This window comes from Rubricoccus marinus, from assembly GCF_002257665.1.
In the GTDB taxonomy this organism is placed as follows: Bacteria; Bacteroidota; Rhodothermia; order Rhodothermales; family Rubricoccaceae; genus Rubricoccus; species Rubricoccus marinus.
The window spans coordinates 858,251-880,265 of record NZ_MQWB01000001.1 but is presented as its reverse complement, the minus strand read 5'-3'; the positions used below and the strand labels follow the sequence as shown (position 1 = coordinate 880,265).

Genomic DNA, 22,015 nt, shown 5'->3' with positions numbered 1-22,015 from the left:
AGCCGCCGGGCAGAGCGCGCTTGCGCTAGATCGCGACGCGGATCGTGTTGGCGTCGTCGGCCTCGGTACCGGGCTCGACGACGTCCATGCCGTCGAGGTCGCGGAAGGCCGCGAAGACGATGACGGTGAGGACGAGGGCGAAGAGGATCAGGCTGAGAATCATCATGGGTGTTCGGGTGTGTTGTGTCTCTCGAACGCAGGCTAGCCCCTTCGGTTGACGCAGTGCGGCGTACAAAGCGCTTCCTGGGCCAACGCTTCACGACGAAGCGCTTCCGGGACCGCTTCCGCCTCTGGCGCACACGCTGAAAACGGGGTTCGCAAGGGGCCTGACCGCCGCCAGAGGCTCGGATTCTGAGTCGCACCCGCCGTGGTGGGTGCTGCGCCCGAACATCGCGAGCCCCGCTAGCCGCCGTGCAGCGCGTCCAGCGTTCGTGCCGCCTCTGGCGCGCTCGTGGTCGGTGCCTGGCAGGCGCCGCGCTCGCAGACGTAGGCCGTTGCGAGTCCGTCGCGAGCCGTCTGCTCGGCGGTGAACGGCGCGATCTCCGCCAGAGGCTCAGACCGCTTGAGCAAAAGCGCGCCGGGCGCGTAGACGCCGCGTATCGCGCGCGTCATCTCCTCACCGCCAGAGGCCTCGTCCACGGCGAGGACCACCTCTGGCGCGGGTCCGAGCGCGAGTTGGGCCGCGAGCAGGTGGAACGTGTGGCCGGTCGGGTGCGCGCGGATGCGGGCATCGGCGGACAACGCGGCCAGCGCTGCGTTCTCGGTCTCGCGGTCGCCGGTGAGTTGCGCGAGGCGGATGCCGTTCATGGCCGCGACGGCGTTGCCGGAGGGTAGCGCGCCGTCGTCCAGCGCCTTCTGGCGCACGAGGAGGCCCGGGGTGCCCGCTTCGGTGAGGAAGTAGCCGCCAGAGGCGTCCTCGAAGCGCTCGCGCGTCTGGCGGTGGAGGTCGAGCGCGGTCTGGAGGCGCGCGGCGTCGAACGTCGTCTGGTAGAGTTCGAGCAGGCCCCAGGCCATAAACGCGTAGTCGTCCAGGAAGCCGTCGACGGCGGCTTCGCCTTCGCGCCAGCGGTGGAGCAGCCCGGCCTCTGGCGTGCGCATCTCGCGGAGCACGAAATCGGCTGCGCGCGATGCGGCCTCGGCGTAGTCCGAGCGGTCGAAGACACGGGCAGCGACCGCGAGCGCGGCGATCGCGAGACCGTTCCAATCGGCGAGGACCTTGTCGTCCAAGAGCGGGCGTGGGCGCGAGGCGCGGGCGTCCAGCAACCGGTCCAAGAGGTCGCGGCGGCGCAGCCGGAAGGCCTCTGGCGTCATGCCGAGGCGCTCCGCAAGAGGCGCTTCGGGCTCGGGGAGGTGGAGCACGATGCCGCCGGTGCGTACGCGCGTGGCTTCGTCCAAGAAGTTGCCCTCGGGGTAGGTGCCGAACGCTTCGCGCGCGAACTCCAGGGTCTCGGCGCCCAGGATGTCGGCGAGTTCGGTTTCGGTCCAGACGTAGAAAGCGCCCTCCTCCCTCTTGCCTCTGGCGTCGAGGCTGTCGGCGTCCTCGGCGCTCGCGAAGGCGCCAGAGGCGAGCCGCAAATCGCAGAGGACGTAGTCGAGCGTAGCCTCGGCGGCGCGCTTCATCTCGTCGTCGCGCGTCTCGTCGCGGTCGCCAGAGGCCTGCCAGGCTTCGGTCCAGGCGAGGGCGAGCCCGGCCTGGTCGTAGAGCATCTTCTCGAAGTGCGGGAGCAGCCAGCGCCGGTCGGTGGAGTAGCGGTGCACACCGCCGCCAGCGTGGTCGGTGATGCCGCCTCTGGCGATGGCCTGGAGCGTGCGGTGCGCCATGCGCGTCGCCTCGGCGTTGCCCGTCCGCCGCCCCTCGCGCAAGAGGAAGAGCAGGTTGTGCGGGGTCGGGAACTTGGGCTGCGCGCCGAAGCCGCCGTTGGCGGGATCGAAGGACCGGCCGAGCAAGCCGACGGCGCGCGTGAGGTCGTCCTGCGTAATCGCGTCGCCCGGCTCGTTCTCGGCGAGGATGGTGCTGATGATGCCGCCGACCTTGCCCGCGCTCGCGAGGACGTTCGCGCGGTCGTCACGCCAGAGGCCCGTCACGCGCTCGGCCAGGTCGATCACGCCGATGCGCCCGCCGCGCGACTCTTTGGGCAGGTAGGTGCCGACGTAGAACGGCTCGCGTGTGTGGGGGACCAGCAGCGCCGTGAGCGGCCAGCCGCCGTGGCCGTTGAGCGCGAGCGCCGCGGCCATGTACACGCCGTCCACGTCGGGGCGCTCCTCGCGGTCCACCTTGACGCACACGAACGCGCGGTTGAGCGCGGCGGCGGCTTCGGCGTCCTCGAAGGACTCCTCCTCCATCACGTGGCACCAGTGGCACGTCGCGTAGCCGACGGAGAGGAAGACCGGCACGCCTCTGGCGTCGGCCTCGGCAAAGGCCTCGTCGCCCCACGGCCACCAGTCGACGGGGTTGTGGGCGTGCTGGAGGAGGTAGGGGCTCTTCTCGCTCGCGAGGCGATTGGTGTGCTCGGGTGTCATGCGGGGGCGCCGATATGGAGAGTCAGAACGGGGCGGCGCCACTCGCGATCCCCGCCGCCGATATCAGATCTCACTGACACGGTTTGTGATGAAACGCGCCCTCTTACTCCTGCTCCTGCCTCTGGCGCTCGCCGCCTGCTCCCCGGACCTCTCGCCAGAGGCCGCGCGCGAAGCGGCGTACGAGGCCGAGGCCGCCGGCGACGTCCGCGCCGCGCTCCGCTACTACAAAGCGGCAGCCGAAGGCGGGGACTTGGGCGCGATGCAAACGCTCGCGGAGGCGTACGAGCGCGGCCACCACCGCGCCAGGGGCCCCGTTACACGCGATGGCGAGGACGCCAGCCGCTACATGGCCATCGTCGCGCTCCCCGGACAGGCTCGCTTCTGGCGAGGCCGCTACGAGCGAGAGCGCGACGAACGCGCCTTCGGCGGCGATCCGGGCGTCCTCCTGAGCGTCGCGCAGGACCTGGACCGCCGCGGCTCCACGCCCGCCGAACGCGACTCCGCACGCGCGATTCGCCAGAGGCTGCTCGACGCGAAGCACACCCCCGCGATGGTCGGTGAAGCGCTCCGCACGATGCAGGACGACTCGCTTCGGGCCTTTGCGCTCTTGGAAGAAGCCACCGATCTCGGCAGCGCGCAGGCGTGTCTGCTCCAGCGTGTGCTCGTCCACGCGCGCGAAGGCTACGAGCACGTGATGGCGCAGCAGCGCGCGGGCATCGAGCCGACCACCATCCCGGCGTCCATGGAGGCGCGCCACATCGACGAGATCGAGGCGTGCCCCAACATCCCCACCGACCGCGACGACATGGGCGCGCAGGTCGTCATCCGCCAGCTCCGCGAGCGTGGCACGCCAGAGGCCCGCACCCGCTTGGACTCGCTCCGCATCCTCGGCGTGTTCGAGCGCCACCCGCACCTCGACCCCGCCACCCTCTCCTAGCCTCTGGCGCCAGAGGCGCCGATCCCATGCGTTTTCTCCTGCTGCTTCTCCCTCTGACGCTCGTCGCCTGCGCCGACCCCCGCCCTGCCGAACCGCTCGACGCGTTTCGCGCTTCCTACGACGATGCGCTCGCCGCTGGCGACGTGGAACGAGCGATCAAGATCGTGGAGGCGCGCGCGAAGACCGGCGACGTGGGTGCGATCGGCCACCTCGCGAGCATCTACGACGAGGGGCAGGTCCGTGCGCCCAGCAAGCCGTGGAAGCTCGGCGAGCCGATGCGAGTTCGGACGTGGCCTGGTCAGGCCCGCCTCTGGCGCGCCCGGTACGAGCGCGAGCGAGACCGCCAGGCCCGCGCCGGCGACCCGGACGCGCTGTTCTACGCCGCCCAAGACCTCGCCTTCGATGACGGCCCTATCGATTCACCTTCTCCTGAGGTGCAAGCAAAGCGCGACTCGGCACACGCGATCCGCCAGAGGCTTATCGCGCAAGGGCACACGATGGCGCTGTTCAGCGAGGCGATGAACCACAGCCGAGGCGACAGTGTCCGGCGGGACTCGCTGCTAGCCGCAGCGGAAGCGGCGGGCTCGTTCGAGGCCTGCGCGTGGCGTGCCCACTTCAGCACGCCGAATGCGTACACCGCCGAGGCTATCGCGTCGCACGTAGACCGCGCCGAAGCGTGCCGTCCCCTCCTCGGAAGCCGCGAGGGCCACACCTTCGCCGAGTCTACGCTCCGCAGCCTTCGCCAGGGCGCCGACAATGGCACGCCAGAGGCCATAACAACGCTGGACTCCCTGCGCGCACTCGGCGTGTTCGAGCGGCACCCGCATCTCGCGCAGATCTGAGCCTCTGGCGTTAGCGGCTACTCCGCTCTCGGGATTCCCTCCACGCGCGCGCCGTCGCCAGAGGCCTCGGGCGCGGCTGGCGGCATCGGCGAGTGGATCACGCGCTGCGTGGGGTAGGCGAGGTCGATCTCCGGGCGGTCGTGGATGGCGTCCAGAATGGCCTCCCAGATGTTCTGCTCGCTGCCGCGCACGCGGCGCGGCTCCACCAGGTAGCGCAGCGTGAGGCGCACGCCGGAGTCCAGCACGTCGGTGTAGACCGTCGGCGTGAGCTTGGAGTAGAAAATGAGGTAGCGCTGCGCGGCGCGGCGGAGCGTGCGCTCGGCGTCCTCGGAAAGCACGCCCGCGTGCTCGGCCGCGATCTCGTGGAGGAGCGCCTTGGTCGCGCGCCAGTCGCTCTCGAACGTGACCACAACGCCGATCTCGTTCCACACGTAGGCGAACGCGCCCGTGTGGTTGAGGACCGAGCTCGTGAACACCCATCCGTTGGGCACGTGGATAATGCGCCCCGTGCTCTGGCCCGCGCCCATCTTGGTCCCCACCTCCAGCAGCGTGAACGCGAACACGCGCTGATCGATCACGTCGCCCGTGAGGTCCCGGATGCTCACGCGGTCCCCCGGCGAGAGCGGGCGCTTCCAGAGGATGAACACCCAGCCCGCCATGTTCACCAGCGGGTCCTTCAGCGCGATGGCGAGACCTGCAGCCACGAGGCCGAAAAACGTGGCGAGCGAGCCCAGCGCCCCCAGCCAGATGCGCAGGAACAGGAGCGCGCCCACGAACACCGCGACGTACAGCGACGTCTTGCGCCACTGGTAGCGCACCTTTACGTCCTCCACGCGCTGGTTCACCACGCGCAGAACCGCGAGGCGAAGCGCCCACAGCGCGAGCACCGCGAGCGCGGAATACAGCAGCTCCCGTGCGACCTCTGGCGAGAGCGTCGTCACGTCGCTGATGGCCTGCACCGCCGAATCCACGAGGCCGCCGGCGGCGCCAGAAGCGGTGGAAACGGCGGACGGTTCGGACTGCATGGGGCCTCTGGCGGGGTGCGCTCAAGCTACGCCGAGGCCTTCCGCACTCGCGCGGCCTCTGGCGCCAGAGGCCGCACGTCTACGCGGCGCCCGAGGTGCTACTCGACCTCCTCGACGACGGCCGCCGGCGCGCTCGCGGGCGAGGAGGCCTCGGCGATGAACTGGTTGAGGCAGTTCTCGGAGTACGACTCGTTGGTGGGCGCGATAACGCGGCCCCCGATGATGAGCTTCGGCGTGCTGAGCCCGACGCCCGGGATCGTGAGCGCCTCCTGCACCGCCGTCGCATCAGCTTGAACGGAGGCGAGGATGGACTCCACCTGCGCCTGGTCGTTCAGCGTCGCGATCAGGCTCGGGCCGTCGAGCCCGACCGAGTTGGCGGTGTCGCGAAGCTCGTCCTGGGACATGCCCCAGCTCGCGTCCTGGCGCTCGAACAGCGCCTGCTTGAACTCGAAGTACTTGCCCTTCTGCTCGGCCCAAACCAGCGCCGCGGCCTGTGCGACCGTCGGCTGGCGCAGCGGGAACGCCACGGAGTAGAAGGTGGCCGTGTTGAGGTTGGCCGCCACGACGGGCTTGAGCGCGTTGTTGAGATCGCGGCAGTGCGGACAGTTAGGGTCGAACACCTCAATCACCGAGACCGAGCCGGAGCCCTCCGAGGGGTTGTCCATAAACGCGGAGAGGTCCCCGAGCGGCGCGTACTGCGGGTCGTAGGCGCAGCCCGACGGGAGCGCGGGCGCGAGCTCGGCCGGAGCGTCCACACGCGTGTCGCGGCCGGCGAGGGCGTCCGCCTCTGGCGTCGTGCTGGGCACGTCCCCTCCCCCTCCTCCGGCGAGTGCGAAGTCCGCACCGAGCAACAGCACGAAGACGCCCGCGATGGCACCGTAGGGCACGAGCGCCGCGCCGCGCGTCGGCGGGGGCGCCGAGTGGCGCACGCCAGAGGCCAGCTTGCGGTGCTCCAGCACGTGCAGGATCAGCAGGACCGTGACGGTCAGCGCCGACATCATGCACAGCACGCAGAACGAGCCGATCACGAAGGCCTGGAGATACACCAGCCGCAACGTGTACAAAAAGCCAACGGCGACGACGCCGAACGCGGCCTTCCGCAGCGTGTCGTTGCCGGTCATACCGAAGCCGAGGCGCAGCAGCGCCACGATGAGGTAAAAGCCCAGGCCCCACAGGATGTTGGAGACGCCGAGGAAGTCCTTGTATTCGCCCGTCGCGACCGCCGCGCAGGCGGCCTCTGGCGCAGCGCTGAGCGCGGCGGTGTCGATCGTCGCGCCGAGCCCGGCGCAGCCGTCGGCGAAGCCCTTATCGATCTGCAACGACAGGTGCGTCACGACGAGGATGCCGAAGAGCGCGACGGCGAAAAGGATGCGGGAGTACGTACGGATGCGAGCGGGGACGGCCATGCGGGTTCGGCGGATCAGAGGCGGTGGGGCACGGCGAAAGCTACCGAACCCTCCCCGATGCAACGCGCCAGAGGCCGCGCTCGTACGGGAATGGGGTTCGGAGCGGCCTCGCGGAGTGGCAACGTGCCCACGCCGGGGGTGTAGAGTCCCGCCAACGGCGCGAGAAACGCTGGAAAGGCTCACGCCAGAGGACATGTTGTTTTTTTAGCACACCGCCTTGACCGGGAACTCTGCGAGACCTAGGTTGAGTCGTGTCAAAAAATTAGCAGGTATGCCCACCCCTCCCGCCCTCTCCCGCCGCGAGCGCCAGGTGCTCGACGTTCTCCACCGCCTCGGGCGCGCCACGGCCGCTGAGGTCCGCGCCGCCCTGGAGGACCCGCCCAGCGACTCCGCCGTCCGCACGCACCTCCGCATCTTGGAGGAGAAGGGCCACGCCACGCACGAGCAGGACGGCCCGCGCTACGTCTACCTCCCCGCCGTGGCAACGGAGAAGGCCGGCAAGGGTGCCCTCCAGCACCTGGTCAAAACCTTCTACGAGGGCGCCCCCCTCCGCGCCGCCGCCGCCCTCTTGGACGACGGCGCGCTCACGGACTCCGACCTCGACCGCCTCGCCGCTCTTATCGAACAGGCCCGCACGAGCGGACGCTGAGCCATGACGCTACTCCTCTCGATCGCGCTCAAAGGCGCCCTGATCCTCGCGCTGGCCTCTGGCGCCGTCGCCCTTCTCCGCGGTGCGCCCGCCGCCGCCCGCCACGGCGTGTGGGTGGCCGCGTTTGTCGCCCTCCTGGCGCTGCCGCTCCTCGCAACCGTTGGCCCCGCGTGGGAGATCGGCGTGTTGCCGAGCGGGTTGGCGCCCGACGCCCCCGCAGATCCCTTCGTCGTGGAGATCCCCGGCTTGCCTCTGGCACCCCTGGCACCCGCCGAGCCGTTTGAGGTGTCACCGCAGATGATGGCGCCGCCCTTCCTGGCCGACGCCCCGCTGGCGCCGATGACGGCGGAGTTCGTCATCGCGCCAGAGACCTCAGCGCCCGCCCGGTCTCTTGGTGGGGTCCTGTTCGGCATCTGGGCCGCAGGCGTGGGCGTGGTGCTGCTCGGCTGGGGCGTGACGCTTCTCGCCGCGTGGCTGTTCGTGCGCCGCGCGACGCCAGAGGAGGACCCGGACTGGCTCGTCGCGTTTGAGCGGGCGCGGATGCTGAGCGACGTGGACCACTCCGTTCGCCTCTTGCGCTCCGACGCGCTCGACGTGCCTGTGGCCTGGGGCCTCGGCACCCCCGCCGTGGTCCTCCCCGCCGACGCCGACGCGTGGGACGACGACCGCCGCGAAGCCGTCCTTCTGCACGAGCTCGCGCACATCCGCCGCCGCGACGCGCGGACGCAGCTTCTGGCGCAAGCGGCCGTGGCGCTGCACTGGTTCGACCCTCTGGCGTGGTGGGCCTACCGCCGCTTTCTCGTGGAGCGCGAGCACGCCTGCGACGACGCCGTGCTCCGCGGCGGCGCCAAACCCTCGGCCTACGCGGGCCACCTGGTCGACATCGCCAGAGGCATCCGCCGGGAGCGCGTAGCCCTCGCGGGCCTGAGCCCGATGGCTCGGAAGTCGTGCCTGGAAGGCCGCGTGCTATCCATTCTCGGCGAGCGCCGCCGCGAGTCCCTGACGCGTGTCGGGTCCTTCGTCTTAGCGTTCGGCGCCGTTGTGCTCGTGCTGCCTCTGGCGGCGTGCCAGCTCACCGCCGCCGCCTCCGAGCCCGACGTGTACCACGCGTCCAAACCCATGGACCGCCTCCACGTCGTAGCCGACCGCGAGATGGAGGACTTGGGCGAGGAGATGGAGTGGATGGAAGAGGACCTCGCGGACATGGAGTTCGCCCTTGCCGACCTCGCGCTGGATACGATCCCCGATGCCGAGACCATCTTGGGCCCCGCGCTGGAGTCGGCCCTTGCGAGCGTCCGGGACCTCCGCCGTCGCGGCTTCGCACTCTCGGACGAGGACTGGGTCGAGATCGAAAGCGAGATCGCCGAGGCGTTCGAAGACGCCCGCGCGGACTACGAAGAGGCCATCGCGGAGGCCATGGAGGAGATGGAAGAGGAGGATTGGCAGGCCGAGATGCGCGACGCGCTGCGCGAGGCCTCAATCGCTCGGGCGGAAGCGATGGCCGATCTCGACCGCTCGCTCCAGGGCGCCCGACTTGGGTCCAGCGCGCAGCGCCTCCGCGAGGCCGAGCGGGCGCGAGAGGCCGCCCAGCGCGCCGTCGAAGAATCACGGCGGGAGGTGGAGCGGCAGCGTGAGGCCATCCACGAGCAAGCCCGTCGCGAGGCGGAGCGCGCACGTGAACGGGCCAAGCGTGACGCCGAGAAGTCCCGGCGCGAAGCCGAGCGCGCCCGCGAGCAGGCCAGCCGCCAGAGGCCTCTGGCGGCGCCGCAGGCCCCAGCGACGCCGCGGACCACGCCCCGCGTTGAGACGCCGCGCGGCCCTTCGACCGGCTACAGCTACAGCATCTCCACCGGCGACGGCCACGTCACCGTCACCTCTACCAGCGGTCCCGGCGAGTGGGTGGGCGCCCTCGACGGGTGGCAGAAGGGCGTCCGTAACCTCAGCCGCGCCGTGGCGCAGAGCACCCGGGCTGACGAACTCGCCACCCTCGACCGCTCGGTCGCCGCCATGGCTTCCGCGCTTGACGGCATCGGACGTTCCGCAAATGGCTGGGCGCAGTCCAGCGCCGAGCGCCGCATCGTCCGCGAGGCGCTCCAGGACGCCCGCTCCGACCTCAAAGACCTCCAGGCAAACCTCGCCGATGCACACGAGGACTGCGAGGACTAACCCGCAGATGTAGCGCCGCCACCGTTTGCACCTCTGGCGTCCCAACACGTCCCCCGCGTGGCCTCATTGTGCCAGAGGCCGTGCCCACGCCTAGGCTGAACAGCCCTCCTTTTCTCTGGCAACAGGCCCCTGCTGTGTCCTTACGGCAGGCCCGCCCACGGCGATGGGCGCTCTGATCGGCTCCCCGTAGGCCGCACGTTCCCCCTCTGCAGAGCGGGAGGCTCTGCGCTCGGCTCACGCACCGGCGCGAGCGGCGCCGTGGTCCCTACGCGCCGACCTGCTGTTTTTTTAGCACCCCTTGTAACCATCGGAACTGGCCGTCCGTCTCCCCTGCACCCCTTCTCCTGATTCCATGTCCACGTTGCGCCTCTCCTCCGCCCTTCTGCTGTTCCTCCTCCTCGGGCCTCTGGCGCTGCAGCCGCGTGCCCAGGCCACGCCGCCCGAGGAGGAGGCCGTCGCCGTGGCGCCAGAGGCCTCTGGCGTGCGAGGCCTCGCGGCGGTGCGCGTGCAGCCCGGCGAGATCAAGCTGGATGGCTCCCTGGACGACGCCGTGTGGCAGCGCATCGCGCCGGCCACGGGCTTCGTGCAGCGCCAGCCGACGCCCGGCGCGGCGGGCTCCCAGCCCACCGAGGCGCGCATCGCGTACGACGACAAGGCGGTCTACGTCGCCATGCGGATGGACGACACAGGCGTGACCTCGGCGCTGGGGCGCCGCGACGAGCGCCTCGCGAGCGACTACGCCTCGGTCGCCTTCGACTCCTACGGCGACGACCGGACGGCCTTCCAGTTCGAGGTCAACCCGGCGGGCGTGCAGCGCGACTTCCTCTTCTACGACGACGTGCGCGAGGACGGCTCCTGGGACGCCGTCTGGGACGTGGCGACGGCGCAGGACGCCAGAGGCTGGACCGCCGAGTTCCGCATCCCGTTCTCCCAGCTCCGCTACGCCGCCACGGGCGAGCAGGCCTGGGGCGTGCAGTTCTTCCGCGAGATCCACCGCACGGGCGAGCGCCTGTCATGGGCGCCCATGCCCCCCACGGCCGACGGCTTCGTGAGCCTTTTCGGCGACCTCCGCGGCCTGTCCGATCTCACCTCGGCGCGGCGCCTGGAACTGTTGCCCTATACCGCGAGCAGCCTCACGCGCGCCCCTGGCGACCCAGCCAACCCCTTCTACCGCGAGACAGACCTCGCGCCGCGCGTGGGCCTGGACGTCAAGTACGGGATCACGAGCGACATCACGCTTACCGCCACCGTCAACCCGGACTTCGGGCAGGTGGAGGCCGATCCGGCCCAAGTCAACCTGGGCGGGTTCGAGCTGTTCTTCGGTGAGCGCCGGCCGTTTTTCGTGGAGGGCACCGACGTGTTCAGCATGGAGCCGCGGCGGTTCTTTTCCAACGGTCGCCCGAGCTTGCTCTACACCCGCCGCATCGGGCGCAGCCCGCAACGCGACAGCTTCGTGCCCAGCGCGACGTATTCAGCCGCTGGCGACGACGGCGTGGTCTACACCGACGCGCCGGAACAGACGACGATTCTCGGCGCCGCGAAGGTGACCGGCCGCGTCGGCCGCTTCTCGTTCGGCATCCTGGACGCCGTCACGGCTCCCGAGCACGGCCGCTTCCACTCTCTCGACGCCAGAGGCCAGTCGCTCGAAGAGGGCCAGGCCCTCATAGAGCCAGCCTCCAACTACCTCGTCGCGCGGACGCAGGGGACCTTTGGCCCGACGCGCGTCGGCGGACTCCTCACGGCGGTCAACCGCGATACCGGAGACGCGGCGCTGATGTCGCTCCTTCCGCGCCAGGCGTACGTCGGCGGGCTCGATGCGGAGCACACCCTCGCCGAAGGCTGGGTGCTCAACGGGCAGGTGGCCGGCAGCGTGGTCGAAGGCAGCGCCGACGCCATCACGTCGCTCCAGCGCGCCTTCCCCCGCCTCTACCAGCGCCCCGACGCCAGAGGCCTGGGCGTGGACACGACGCGGACCTCGCTCTCGGGCTTTACCGGCGAGATGAACCTCTTGCGCACGAGCGGCACGCGCTGGGTGGGCTCGCTCCACGCCAACATCACCTCGCCCGGCTTCGACTCCAACGCGCTCGGCTTCCAGAGCCGCGCCGATCAGGCGAGCGTGGGCGGCGTGCTGGTGTACCTCCAGAACGAGGAGCAGGGCGCCTTTCAGAACTACAACGTCAACGTCTTCGGCGGCTCGGAGTGGAACTGGGACGGCGACCGGACGGGCACGTTCGTAGGCGGCAACTTCAACGGCACGCTGACCAACTTCTGGAGCGGCGGCCTCAACTGGAACGCCGGGCCGCGGAGCACGAGCGACCGGCTCACGCGGGGCGGGCCTCTGGCGCAGTCGGCGGCGGGCGGGCGCATCAACGCGTACATGAACACGGACAGCCGCAAGAGGGTCTCCGGCTCGCTGTGGAGCGGCGCCAACCGCGACGAGTTGGGCAGCTGGTTCTGGGGCATCGAGCCCGGCGTGGAGGTGCGGCCGGCCGCGAACCTCTCGTTCAGCCTGAGCCCGGAGCTCAACCTCTCGCACTCGGCGCGGCAGTACGTCACGTCGATGGACGCCGAGGCGATGACCGCCACGTTCGGCCGGCGCTACGTCTTCGGCGAGGTGGACCAGACCAGCGTCGCGCTCTCCGCCCGCCTGGACTGGACGTTCACGCCCGACCTCTCGCTCCAGCTCTACGCGCGCCCGTTTATCGCCAGCGGCACGTACTCACGCTTTAAGCAGCTCGGCGAGCCCGGCCAACTCCGCTTCCCCGTCTTCGGCGAGGACGTGGGCACGGCCACCACGTCCGCCTCTGGCGAGACGACGATCGACCCCGGCGACGGCAGCGACCCGTTCACGCTCCAGCCCAACTTCACCGTCCGCTCCATCCAGGGCAACGCCGTCCTGCGCTGGCAGTACCGCCCCGGCAGCTCGCTTTTCCTCGTGTGGCAGCAGCAGCGCAGCGGCTACGACGCGGCGGGCGACATCCGCTTCGGCCGCGACGCCAGAGGCCTCTTCCAGGACGACCTCACGAACGTCTTCCTCGTCAAGCTGAGCTACTGGTTGGGGTAGGTGCCTCTGGCGGGTTCTGGGTTCTGGGTTCTGGGTTCTGGGTTCTGGGTAAAGCTGCTCTCCGCCCGCCTCTGGCGCCAGAGGCGGGTTTGGGATTTGGGTCGCCGCTCGCGAGACCGCCTCTGGCGGAGAACCACCGGGCGCCCGAGGCGTGCTGCGGCGATCCGCCTCTCGCGCCACATGACCGCCGACGACGCCCTCCACGACGCCCCCTTCCGCGAGGCCGCGGCCGACGTGGTCGTCCGGCGGCTGGGGCACGGCCAGTACCGCAGCGCCAGAGGCGCCGCGGAAGCGCTCCGCCGCCGCGCGCCCGGCTACCCCGCCGGCGTGTACGACGACGCCCTCGCGCGTCTCTTCGCGCTCTACGACGACACCGTCCGGACCGTGCGCGCGTCCCCCCTGTGCTCGCTCTCTCCATCGGACGGCGACGCCTACGCCCAGGCGTGGGCCGAGACCGCCGATGCCCTCGCATCTCAGCACCCGGACCTGACCGGGCCGGCCCTGCCGAGCACGTTTCTCAACTGGGTTCACTACTGGTACTGCCTGCGGTAGGCGCTCACACCAGCCCCCCGCGTTGGCAAGCGGGCTCCGCAGCGTGCCCCCCCTGAGCAGCCAAACACCAAAGGCCTCTGGCGAGTGCGCAGGTGTGCAGCCGCCCGCGCCAGAGGCTCAGATCCAGTCCAGGTCCGTGACGGTGCGCTCGCTCACCACGTCGCCCGTGTGCGCCGTCGAGGCGGGCTCGAACAGCATCACGCTCGCCGTCGGCAGGGCCACAGGCCGGTGCTCCACCCCGCGCGGGACGACGAACAGATCGCCCGGTCCCAGTTCCACGCTGCCGTCCCGCATCTCGATGCGCAAGCGGCCTCTGGCGACGAAGAACAGCTCGTCTTCCTCGGCGTGGGCGTGCCACACGAACTCGCCTTCCAGGTGCGCCAGCTTGACGTGCTGGCCGTTGAGCGCGGCGATGATCTTGGGCGTCCAGGTCTCGGAAAACCGGTCCAGCTTGTCGTCGAGGTTGATCGGGTCGGGCATGAAGTCGCAGATGTTCTCGGCGCAGTCTACTCCGGCCGCGCGCCTCTGGCGCCAGAGGCTCTAGAAGAGGCCATGGCGGGGGCGGTAGAGCGATAGCGGGAATTGAGGAGGAACGGGGTCCGTGCCCCTCCGTTAAAACGGTCCTCTCTTTTATGCCGCCCTGTACGGCCTCAACCCCTCTATCCCCATGTCGAAGATCACCGACCTCCGCGGCCTGTTCCTCCACGGCCTCAAAGACCTCTACTACGCTGAGAAGCAGTCCAAGAAGACCATCGCGTCGATGGCCGAGAAGGCTTCCAACAGCGATCTCAAGCAGCAGCTCGAAGCCCACGCCTCGCATTCCGACACCCACATCCAACGCCTCGACAAGGTGTTCGAGATGATCGGCGAAAAGGCCGAGGGCGTCACCTGCGAAGCGATGGACGGCATCCTCAAGGAGTCCAAGCACCTCATGGAAGAGGTGGAGGACGCCGAGACGCGTGACGCCGCCATCGTTTTCTGCGCCCAGGCCATCGATCACTACGAAATCACGCGCTACGGTAGCCTCGCGACGTTCGCCGAGCGCCTCGGCCACGAGGATGCCTCCAACCTGCTCGGCGAGACGCTGGGCGAGGAGGAGGAGGCCGACGAGCGCCTCACGCTGCTCGCCAAGGACACGCTCAATAAGGCCGCCGCCTAGCCTCTGGCGGTTCCGCCCGGCGCCCCTGGCGCTGCGCTCGCGCCCGGTCTCTCGCCAGAGGCCGGGCGTTTTCTGTGTGTGCCTCTGGCGCCTGAAACAGATAGGAGAAATGCTATTCAGCCCCGAGCCCCTCCCCAAAATGATTCAAATACTTATCGCCCCCATTCTCACGCCAGTCTATTCCAGTATACACCGCATCAAACACGAAGTTTTTTACATACCTGCCAAAGACCGTAGGCCTAGCCACCACGTTATAACCCGTACCCCTATTCCCAAACTCAAACACAAGCCTACTGACGCCTATTATCACATCATCATTTTCATAAACACACAAAGGCTGCAACACCTGATACTCATATGGCATCCCTAGTATTCCCAAATCGCTCAACCTTGAAATACATATATCTAGTGAGTCTGTATCATATCCCATATCTATCTCACTTATATCAAACTCATTATTAATTATTTTATATATACAATCTTGTAGGTAAAACAAGTCAAATATTACCTCGTGTATGAATGCGTTAAGAGATGTCGCACTCAGCTTCGAGCCATGAAAATCTTCGTTGGTCCCCATATGCCCTTTTGCAACCGGTGCCGCCAGTACAAACCCAGGACATATAAATGGAAACTCATCGTACTCAATACAGAATGCGCATATGTTTGACTGATTATGACTAATGGAATTTCTAAGTATCTTTATTCTATCTAGAACTGATCCAATTATATTCTTTAATTTTCTTCCAAAATTTCTTTTCTTCAGATTCTTGTCGAACTGATTCATAATTGATATAAGATTTTCTATAAAAGACGCAGACTCATAAGCTAGATTTTTAATTACATTTTTGTCAAATGATTCAAGATACTCATCCGCTTCTTGGACACAACACGCCCAACTAGCAAAATCTATATACGATACCAGTGAATCTATCCAATTATCATATTGAAAAGTAAATGCGTTAAGAGGATCAGACTCTAATTTACCATTATAATTAAACTCTTCACCTATTTCATCAATTAATGAAGGTAGTCTTAGGATGCCACTTTTGACACTTAGCTTTAGAACAAAATCTGGCTCTCGTCCATAAAAATCCAAATTCTGTTTAAATGACCCAACATCTCTATATGGTCTAGGTATTATTGACCTTGTGTTATTTATTATTAACTTATCGGTCATAGTATTTCGTTTTACACCTGGATTACGCCCATGCGAAACGGTTCCATCTCTGGGTTATGGTCCGCCATCTCTAGGCCAACGGCCAGCCACTCGCGCGTACGGGCCGGGTCGATGATCTCGTCCACCCAGAGACGGGCGGCAGCGTAGACCGGGCTCGTCTGCTCCTCGTAGCGGCTCTCGATCTCGTGGAGAAGCGCCTTCTGGTCGTCGTCGCTGAGTTCGATGCCTTGCTTTTTGCGCTTGCGCACCTCAATGGAGAGCATCGTCTTGGCCGCTTGCGCGCCGCCCATGACCGCGATCTGCGCCGTGGGCCACGCGAGGATCAGGCGGGGATCGTACGCCTTGCCGCAGAGCGCGTAGTTGCCCGCGCCGTACGAGTTGCCCACGATGACGGTGAACTTGGGCACGACCGAGTTGGCGACAGCTTGCACCAGTTTGGCGCCGTCCTTGATGATGCCGCCCTGCTCCGCTCGTGTGCCGACCATGAAGCCGGTCACGTCCTGCAAAAACACCAGAGGCGTCTTTTTCTGGTTGCACGTCATGATGAACCGCGCCGCCTTGTCTGCCGCGTCGCCGTAGATCACGCCGCCGATCTGCATCTCGGGCGGCTTGCCTTTCGGCGGGCTCGTCCGCACGACTTCGCGCTGGCTCGCGACGATGCCGACGACCCACCCATCAATTCGCGCCGTTCCGCACAGGAGGCTCTGGCCGTAGCCCGGCTTGTACTCCGTCCAACTGTCCGCGTCCACGATCCGCGCGAGCACCTCGCGCATGTCGTACGGCATCTGGCGGCTCTCCGGGAACGCCCCGCCGATGCTCTCGGGCTCGAACGCCGGAGATGCGGGCGTGTCGCGCGTGAACCCGTACCGCGCCAGAGGCCCGCGCTTTTTGAGCAGGTCGCGGACGGTCGCGAGGCATGTCGCATCGTCAGGCATCTTGTAGTCGACCACGCCGGAGATGTCGGACTGCGTGTGGGCGCCGCCCAGCGTCTCGTTGTCTGTCTCCTCGCCAATCGCGGCCTTGACCAAAAACGGCCCCGCGAGAAAGACCGAGCCCGTGCCGTCCACGATCAGGCTCTCGTCGCTCATGATGGGCAGGTAGGCGCCGCCCGCCACGCAGCTTCCCATGATGGCCGCGATCTGTGGCACGCCCATCGCGCTCAGCTTGGCGTTGTTGCGGAAGATGCGACCGAAGTGCTCCTTGTCCGGGAAGATCTCGTCCTGCATGGGCAGGAAGACGCCTGCCGAGTCCACGAGGTAGACGATCGGGACGCGGTTCTCCATCGCGATCTCCTGCGCGCGGAGGTTCTTCTTGGCCGTGATGGGAAACCACGCGCCGGCCTTCACGGTGGCGTCCGCGGCCACGACTAGGATGAGTTGCCCGTGCACGCGGCCCAGCCCCATGACGACACCGCCGGCGGGCGCTCCGCCTTCATCCTCATACATCCCACGGCCCACGAAAAGGCCGAGTTCGTAGAACGGCGAGTCGTCGTCCAGAAGCGCCGCGACGCGCTCGCGGGCCGTCATCTTGCCTCTGGCGTGCTCGCGCGCGATGGACTTCTCGCCCCCGCCGCGCTGGATCTCGGCCGTCTGCACCTTGAGTCCGTCGATGATCTTCTGCATATGTGCCATGCGGCGTTCGGCCTTGTCCCCTTCAGGAAGCGGGGAGCCGAGCGGGGACGGGGCGGTGTCGAGAGCGGAGGTGGAGTCGGACATGCGGCGGGCTAACGAGGAGGAGCGCAAAACTACGGGCACGCCCCGGCCTCTGGCGTGCGGCGTAGACCCTGGTAGCCGTCCTCTGGCGCCAGAGGCCCGCCCGCCAGAGACCCGCCGGAGTCTGACCCTCTTTCCCAAGCACAGACTTCCTACAGCGTCATTCCCGCGCACGCGGGAATCCAGAGTGGTGGCACCCCATTACTCGCCGAACACGAGCCGTTCGTACAGGTCCTCCCACCCCGGGTTGAAGCCTTCGATCAGGTCCAGCTTCCACGCGCGCCGCCACTTCTTAAGTCGCTTTTCCCGCGCGATGGCATCGACGATGCTCGGATGCTGCTCGAAGTAGACCAGGCGATGCACGCCGTACCGCGTCGAGAACCCCTCGTGAGCACCCTCTTTGTGTTGACGCACACGTTTGACGAGGTCGCTCGTGACGCCGATGTACAGCGTCCCGTTTCGCTGGCTCGCGAGGATGTACACGGCGGCGGACTTTTGGACCATGCTGGAGAGTTCGTGCCCGGATCCTGGATTCCCGCATGCGCGGGAATGACGACTGAGGAGATTGCGCGTTGGGCTTCCCGGTGGAGAACGCCCCTAGTAGAGAACGCCCGCCGGCTCACTCGCCAGAGGCCTCTGGCGCCCGCCTCTCGCACCCCGCCTCTGGCGCCAGAGGCATTTCGGAAGCGCTCCGCGCCGCACTGCGTCACCGCGCGCCGGACGGCGATAGGTTGCACGTCCCATCTCCCCTGCCTCTCATGCCCAACTCGACCGCTCCCGACCCCACCGACCGCGATCACCGCTGGGTGTACCCCTTCGCCGAGGCCCCGGCCTCGAACAAAACTCTTCTGGGCGGCAAAGGCGCCGGGCTAGCCGCGATGACGGCCGCTGGCCTCCCGGTCCCTCCCGGGTTCACGATTACGACCGAGGCGTGCGTGGCCTACCAGTCGCACGGCCACCACTTCCCCGAGGGAATGTGGACCCAGGCGCGAGAGGCGCTCAAAAGTGTCGAGGAGGCCACAGGCCGGACGTTCGGCGACCCAGAAAACCCGTTGCTGCTCTCGGTCCGCAGCGGCGCCGCGGTTTCCATGCCGGGCATGATGGACACGGTCCTCAACCTCGGCCTCAACGACGAGACCGCCAGAGGCATCGCGCGGCAGACCGGCGACGAGCGCTTCGCGTGGGACGCCTACCGCCGCTTTGTCGCCATGTTCGGCGAGATCGTAATGGGCGTCGAAGCCGAGCGGTTCGAGCGCGTGCTGGAACGCGCCAAAGCCAAGACCTCTGGCGGGCGCGATACCGACCTCACGCCAGAGGCCCTGCAGGAGGTGGTCGCGCAGTTCAAGCGGCTCGTGTTCGGGGAGCAGCGCGGCGTGCCGTTCCCGGACGATCCGGAGGAGCAGCTTCGCATGACGATTGCGGCCGTCTTCGACAGCTGGGACAACGACCGCGCGCGGGCCTACCGCCGCGTCCACCGCATCTCGGACCGCATCGGGACCGGCGTGACGGTCCAGGCGATGGTGTTCGGCAACATGGGCTGGGAGTCCGGGACCGGCGTCGCGTTTACGCGTGACCCGTCGACGGGCGAGAAGACGCTCTACGGCGAGTATCTCCTCAACGCGCAGGGCGAAGACGTGGTCGCGGGCACGCGCACGCCCAAGCCTCTGGCGCAGATGGAGGCCGATCTCCCCGACGCTTTCGCGCAGTTCCGCGAGATCGCAGGGCGACTGGAGGCATACTACGGCGACGTGCAGGACGTGGAGTTCACGATCGAGCAGGGCACGCTCTGGCTGCTCCAGACGCGGACGGCCAAACGCTCCGGCGCCGCGGCCGTCAAAACCGCCGTGGACATGGTCGCCGAGGGCGTTATCGACCGCGAGACGGCGATCCGGCGCGTCTCGCCAGAGGCCCTGGACGGCCTGCTCCACCCGACCGTCGATCCCGACGCCGAGGTGACGCTGCTGGCCGAAGGCCTGCCCGCGAGTCCGGGCGCCGCAACGGGCCGCGTCGTCTTCACGTCGGACGACGCCGAGGCGCAAGCGGCCTCTGGCGAGCCGGTCATCTTGGTGCGGCAGGAGACCTCGCCAGACGACTTCCACGGCATGGTCGCATCCCAGGCCATCGTGACCGCCAGAGGCGGCATGACGAGCCACGCGGCGGTCGTGGCGCGCGGCATGGGCGTGCCGTGCGTGGCGGGCGCCGACACGCTGGAGATCGACGCGGGGGGCGGTACGCTCCGCGCGAACGGCCACACGGTCCTCGCCGGCGACTGGCTGACGGTCGACGGCGCGACGGGCCGCGTCCTTCTCGGCCAGGTGCCGACCCGCGAGCCGCAACTGGGCGAGGACTTCCACACGCTCATGGGCTGGGCCGATGATGTGCGCCGCCTGGGTGTGCGCGCGAATGCGGACACGCCAGAGGACGCACAGACCGCCCGCGACTTCGGCGCCAGAGGCATCGGGCTGTGCCGGACCGAGCACATGTTCTTCGGCGACGCCCGCCTCGCGGCCATGCGCGAGATGATCCTCGCCGACGGGCCGGGTGAGCGCGAGGCGGCGCTCCGCAAGCTGCTCCCGCTCCAGCGCGAGGACTTCGCGGGCCTCTTCCGCGCGATGGACGGCTTCCCCGTGACCGTCCGCCTCCTGGACCCGCCGCTCCACGAGTTCCTCCCCAGCCTGCTCGACCTTACAGGCCGCATCGCCGAGATCAAGCTCGCGCTCCGCCACGCCGACACGCTGGAGGACATGGATCGCCTACTGGACGACTCCGACACCGCCAGAGGCCTCTTGCGCCAGGTGGAGCGGCTGCACGAGACCAACCCGATGCTCGGCCTTCGCGGCTGCCGCCTCGGCCTTCTCTACCCCGAGATCACGCGGATGCAGGCCCAGGCCGTCTTCGAGGCCGCCGCCGACTGCAAAGCCTCTGGCGTCGACGTGCAACCTGAGATCATGGTGCCGCTCGTTTCGGTCGCGACGGAGTTGAAGGACCAGGCTGCCCTCGTCCGCGAGGTCGCGTCCGAGGTCTTCGCCGAGCGCGGGACCGAGGTGGACTACCTGGTCGGGACGATGATCGAGCTGCCGCGCGCGTGCCTCACCGCGGGCCAGATTGCGGATCACGCCGAGTTCTTCTCGTTCGGCACCAACGACCTGACCCAGACCACGTTCGGCCTCTCGCGCGACGACGCGGGCCGGTTCCTCTCCACCTACGTCGACCGCGGCATCCTGCGCGCCGACCCGTTCCAGGTGCTGGACCAGGAGGGTGTCGGCCAGTTGGTCCGCATGGGGACCGAGCGCGGGCGCGAGGCGCGGCCGGGCCTCAAAGTCGGCGTCTGCGGCGAGCACGGCGGCGAGCCGCAGTCGGTCGCGTTCTTCCACGACGCGGGGCTGGACTACGTGAGCTGCTCGCCCTTCCGCGTCCCCATCGCGCGGCTCGCGGCAGCCCACGCGGCGCTTGACGAGGCCTCGAGCTGAGACCGCCTACTCAAGTTCAGGGTGCTACGGTCGCGAGGAGCCCGTCCGGTTTCGCTCAGGGCAGCCTCCGCAACGCGGCGATCTCGTGATCTGACGCTCGGCGTCACGAGATCGCCGCGCTTCGCTCGCGATGACACCCGTTTGGGGAGCGTTCCGCCTCTGGCGCCAGAGGCCCCACGCTCGGTTGGTGTCGTTGCGAGGAACTCGTTCGGCTGCGTTCAGGATGGGCGTGGCGACCTGCTGGCCCATGCTCGGCGTCACGAGGTCGCCGCGCTTCGCTCGCGATGACACCGGTTTGGGTGGGCGGTCTGTAGCCGAAGCCACCGGGCCTCTGGCGTAAGAGACGGTGGCCTCTGGCGTGAGAAACGCTCGCCTCTGGCGCCAGAGGCCTAGACGCAGAACCGCCCGGCCTCACAACGGAGACCGGGCGGCACAAATCGGGACGCCAGAGGCTAGATGAACGCCGACATCTTGCGCATGATCTGCTGGCGGTCCTCGCCCGTCTCGGCGTGGATCAGGTTGACCATCTGCTTGAGGTCGCCCCGCGCCTTTTTGAGGTCGCTGTCGTCGAGGTTCTCCCAGGTGGACTGGATCTGGCCGCGCATACGGGTCCAGTTGTCCTCCATGCGTTCCTTGTTCGTGCTCATCGTCTCAGGGTCTGTGCCGGGCGGGCCGGACGTTCTACAAGTGTGCGGGGACAAACTACGGGGCGGCGGCGCACCTTCCCAAACGCCGAGCCTTCACGCGCTGGTCTTCCTCGCCACCCAGTGAATGCGCTCGCTGGCGCCATCGGCGCCGTCGGTGGAGAACGCGTCGTAGGCGGCCTCTGGCGCGAGAGGCGAGGCGTCCAGCAGCGCCTGCATCTCCTCTAGCGAGTAGGCGCGCTGGAGGTGCGTTTCCTGGTGCGCTTCGCCAGAGGCGCTCAGCTCGAAGGTCGTCGTGTGGATCCGCGTCTCGGGGTCGTACTCGCCGGAGCGGGTGTACGCGAACGCGTCGGCGCGGCCCTCGTCGTCGAACTCACCCACGTGGTTGAGCGAGTTGGCAGGCGTGCTCTGGTCGAAGATGAACACGCCGCCGGGACGGAGCGCGGCGTGGACGCGCTCGAACAGCGTGGCGATCTGCCGCTCGTGCAGCAGGTAGTTCAGCCCGTCGTAGACGAGGAGCACGGCATCCGCCAGAGGCCCGGGGATCGGGTCGAGGAAGTCTGCGGTGCCGAACGTGATCTCGGCGCCCTCTTTGGCAGCCTTCCGCTGCGCGACCTCCACCATCGGCGCGGAGCCGTCGTAGCCGCGCAGGTCCAGGTCCGCGATGCGCGAGAGCGCGAGCGCGAGTGAGC

General features: G+C 67.8%; 18 protein-coding genes. 8 read left to right on the top strand and 10 right to left on the bottom strand.

The window, feature by feature from the left end; all coding sequences use genetic code 11:
• Positions 1-25: 25 nt before the first annotated feature.
• Both BSZ36_RS19220 and BSZ36_RS03470 read right to left on the bottom strand, forming a co-directional pair.
• Positions 26-166 (bottom strand): hypothetical protein, encoded by a 141-nt coding sequence (locus BSZ36_RS19220; RefSeq protein ID WP_179270997.1) that lies wholly within the window; start codon positions 164-166, stop codon positions 26-28.
• A 236-nt stretch (positions 167-402) separates the two neighbouring features.
• Entirely contained in the window at positions 403-2,520 is a 2,118-nt protein-coding gene (locus tag BSZ36_RS03470; RefSeq protein ID WP_094546050.1) for a thioredoxin domain-containing protein, read from the bottom strand.
• 88 nt (positions 2,521-2,608) lie between these two features.
• Between BSZ36_RS03470 and BSZ36_RS03465 the strand changes: the two genes are divergently transcribed.
• A complete protein-coding gene (locus BSZ36_RS03465; protein ID WP_094546048.1) occupies positions 2,609-3,457 on the top strand; it encodes an SEL1-like repeat protein in 849 nt (282 codons plus the stop codon).
• 26 nt (positions 3,458-3,483) lie between these two features.
• Positions 3,484-4,299 carry a hypothetical protein gene (locus BSZ36_RS19215; RefSeq protein ID WP_094546046.1) on the top strand — a complete coding sequence of 272 codons (816 nt, stop codon included), beginning with the start codon at positions 3,484-3,486 and terminating at the stop codon, positions 4,297-4,299.
• A gap of 17 nt (positions 4,300-4,316) precedes the next feature.
• Here BSZ36_RS19215 and BSZ36_RS03455 read toward each other — a convergent pair whose 3' ends face one another.
• Together BSZ36_RS03455 and BSZ36_RS03450 are read right to left on the bottom strand one after the other, a co-directional pair.
• Positions 4,317-5,324, bottom strand: a complete 1,008-nt coding sequence (locus BSZ36_RS03455) for a mechanosensitive ion channel family protein (RefSeq protein ID WP_094546044.1) — start codon at positions 5,322-5,324, stop codon at positions 4,317-4,319.
• 98 nt (positions 5,325-5,422) lie between these two features.
• Positions 5,423-6,730, bottom strand: coding sequence for a vitamin K epoxide reductase family protein (locus tag BSZ36_RS03450; RefSeq protein ID WP_179270996.1), 1,308 nt, complete (start codon positions 6,728-6,730; stop codon positions 5,423-5,425).
• A 271-nt stretch (positions 6,731-7,001) separates the two neighbouring features.
• Between BSZ36_RS03450 and BSZ36_RS03445 the strand changes: the two genes are divergently transcribed.
• The 4 genes from BSZ36_RS03445 (at position 7,002) to BSZ36_RS03430 (ending at position 13,161) form a co-directional block, all read left to right on the top strand.
• Positions 7,002-7,379: a BlaI/MecI/CopY family transcriptional regulator gene (locus BSZ36_RS03445; protein WP_094546040.1), complete on the top strand. Its 378-nt coding sequence runs from the start codon at positions 7,002-7,004 to the stop codon at positions 7,377-7,379.
• A gap of 3 nt (positions 7,380-7,382) precedes the next feature.
• Positions 7,383-9,545, top strand: coding sequence for a M56 family metallopeptidase (locus BSZ36_RS03440; RefSeq protein ID WP_094546038.1), 2,163 nt, complete (start codon positions 7,383-7,385; stop codon positions 9,543-9,545).
• Between the two features lie 352 nt (positions 9,546-9,897).
• Positions 9,898-12,609, top strand: a complete 2,712-nt coding sequence (locus BSZ36_RS03435) for a DUF5916 domain-containing protein (RefSeq protein WP_094546036.1) — start codon at positions 9,898-9,900, stop codon at positions 12,607-12,609.
• A 180-nt stretch (positions 12,610-12,789) separates the two neighbouring features.
• Positions 12,790-13,161 carry a hypothetical protein gene (locus BSZ36_RS03430; protein ID WP_094546034.1) on the top strand — a complete coding sequence of 124 codons (372 nt, stop codon included), beginning with the start codon at positions 12,790-12,792 and terminating at the stop codon, positions 13,159-13,161.
• 117 nt (positions 13,162-13,278) lie between these two features.
• Here BSZ36_RS03430 and BSZ36_RS03425 read toward each other — a convergent pair whose 3' ends face one another.
• On the bottom strand, positions 13,279-13,641 hold the full coding sequence (locus BSZ36_RS03425) for a cupin domain-containing protein (protein ID WP_094546032.1): 363 nt from the start codon (positions 13,639-13,641) through the stop codon (positions 13,279-13,281).
• Between the two features lie 187 nt (positions 13,642-13,828).
• Here BSZ36_RS03425 and BSZ36_RS03420 point away from each other — a divergent pair, with 187 nt between their 5' ends.
• Positions 13,829-14,320, top strand: coding sequence for a YciE/YciF ferroxidase family protein (locus tag BSZ36_RS03420; protein ID WP_094546030.1), 492 nt, complete (start codon positions 13,829-13,831; stop codon positions 14,318-14,320).
• A gap of 112 nt (positions 14,321-14,432) precedes the next feature.
• On the opposite strand, the gene BSZ36_RS18800 is transcribed toward BSZ36_RS03420, so the two are convergent.
• The 3 genes from BSZ36_RS18800 to BSZ36_RS03410 all read right to left on the bottom strand — a co-directional run bounded on the left by BSZ36_RS18800 (position 14,433) and on the right by BSZ36_RS03410 (position 17,713).
• Complete coding sequence (locus BSZ36_RS18800; RefSeq protein WP_143536736.1) at positions 14,433-15,497, bottom strand: hypothetical protein; 1,065 nt, start codon at positions 15,495-15,497, stop codon at positions 14,433-14,435.
• Positions 15,498-15,508: 11 nt separating this feature from the next.
• Positions 15,509-17,119: an acyl-CoA carboxylase subunit beta gene (locus BSZ36_RS03415; protein WP_094551140.1), complete on the bottom strand. Its 1,611-nt coding sequence runs from the start codon at positions 17,117-17,119 to the stop codon at positions 15,509-15,511.
• A 291-nt stretch (positions 17,120-17,410) separates the two neighbouring features.
• Positions 17,411-17,713 (bottom strand): GIY-YIG nuclease family protein, encoded by a 303-nt coding sequence (locus tag BSZ36_RS03410; RefSeq protein WP_094546028.1) that lies wholly within the window; start codon positions 17,711-17,713, stop codon positions 17,411-17,413.
• Between the two features lie 254 nt (positions 17,714-17,967).
• Here BSZ36_RS03410 and ppdK point away from each other — a divergent pair, with 254 nt between their 5' ends.
• The gene (ppdK, locus tag BSZ36_RS03405) at positions 17,968-20,679 is read left to right on the top strand and encodes a pyruvate, phosphate dikinase (protein ID WP_094546026.1); all 2,712 of its coding nucleotides are present in this window, start codon (positions 17,968-17,970) and stop codon (positions 20,677-20,679) included.
• A gap of 452 nt (positions 20,680-21,131) precedes the next feature.
• On the opposite strand, the gene BSZ36_RS03400 is transcribed toward ppdK, so the two are convergent.
• Positions 21,132-21,326 carry a hypothetical protein gene (locus tag BSZ36_RS03400; RefSeq protein ID WP_094546024.1) on the bottom strand — a complete coding sequence of 65 codons (195 nt, stop codon included), beginning with the start codon at positions 21,324-21,326 and terminating at the stop codon, positions 21,132-21,134.
• Positions 21,327-21,419: 93 nt separating this feature from the next.
• A partial coding sequence (locus BSZ36_RS03395) for a class I SAM-dependent methyltransferase (RefSeq protein ID WP_094546022.1) occupies positions 21,420-22,015 on the bottom strand: 596 nt, incomplete at its 5' end.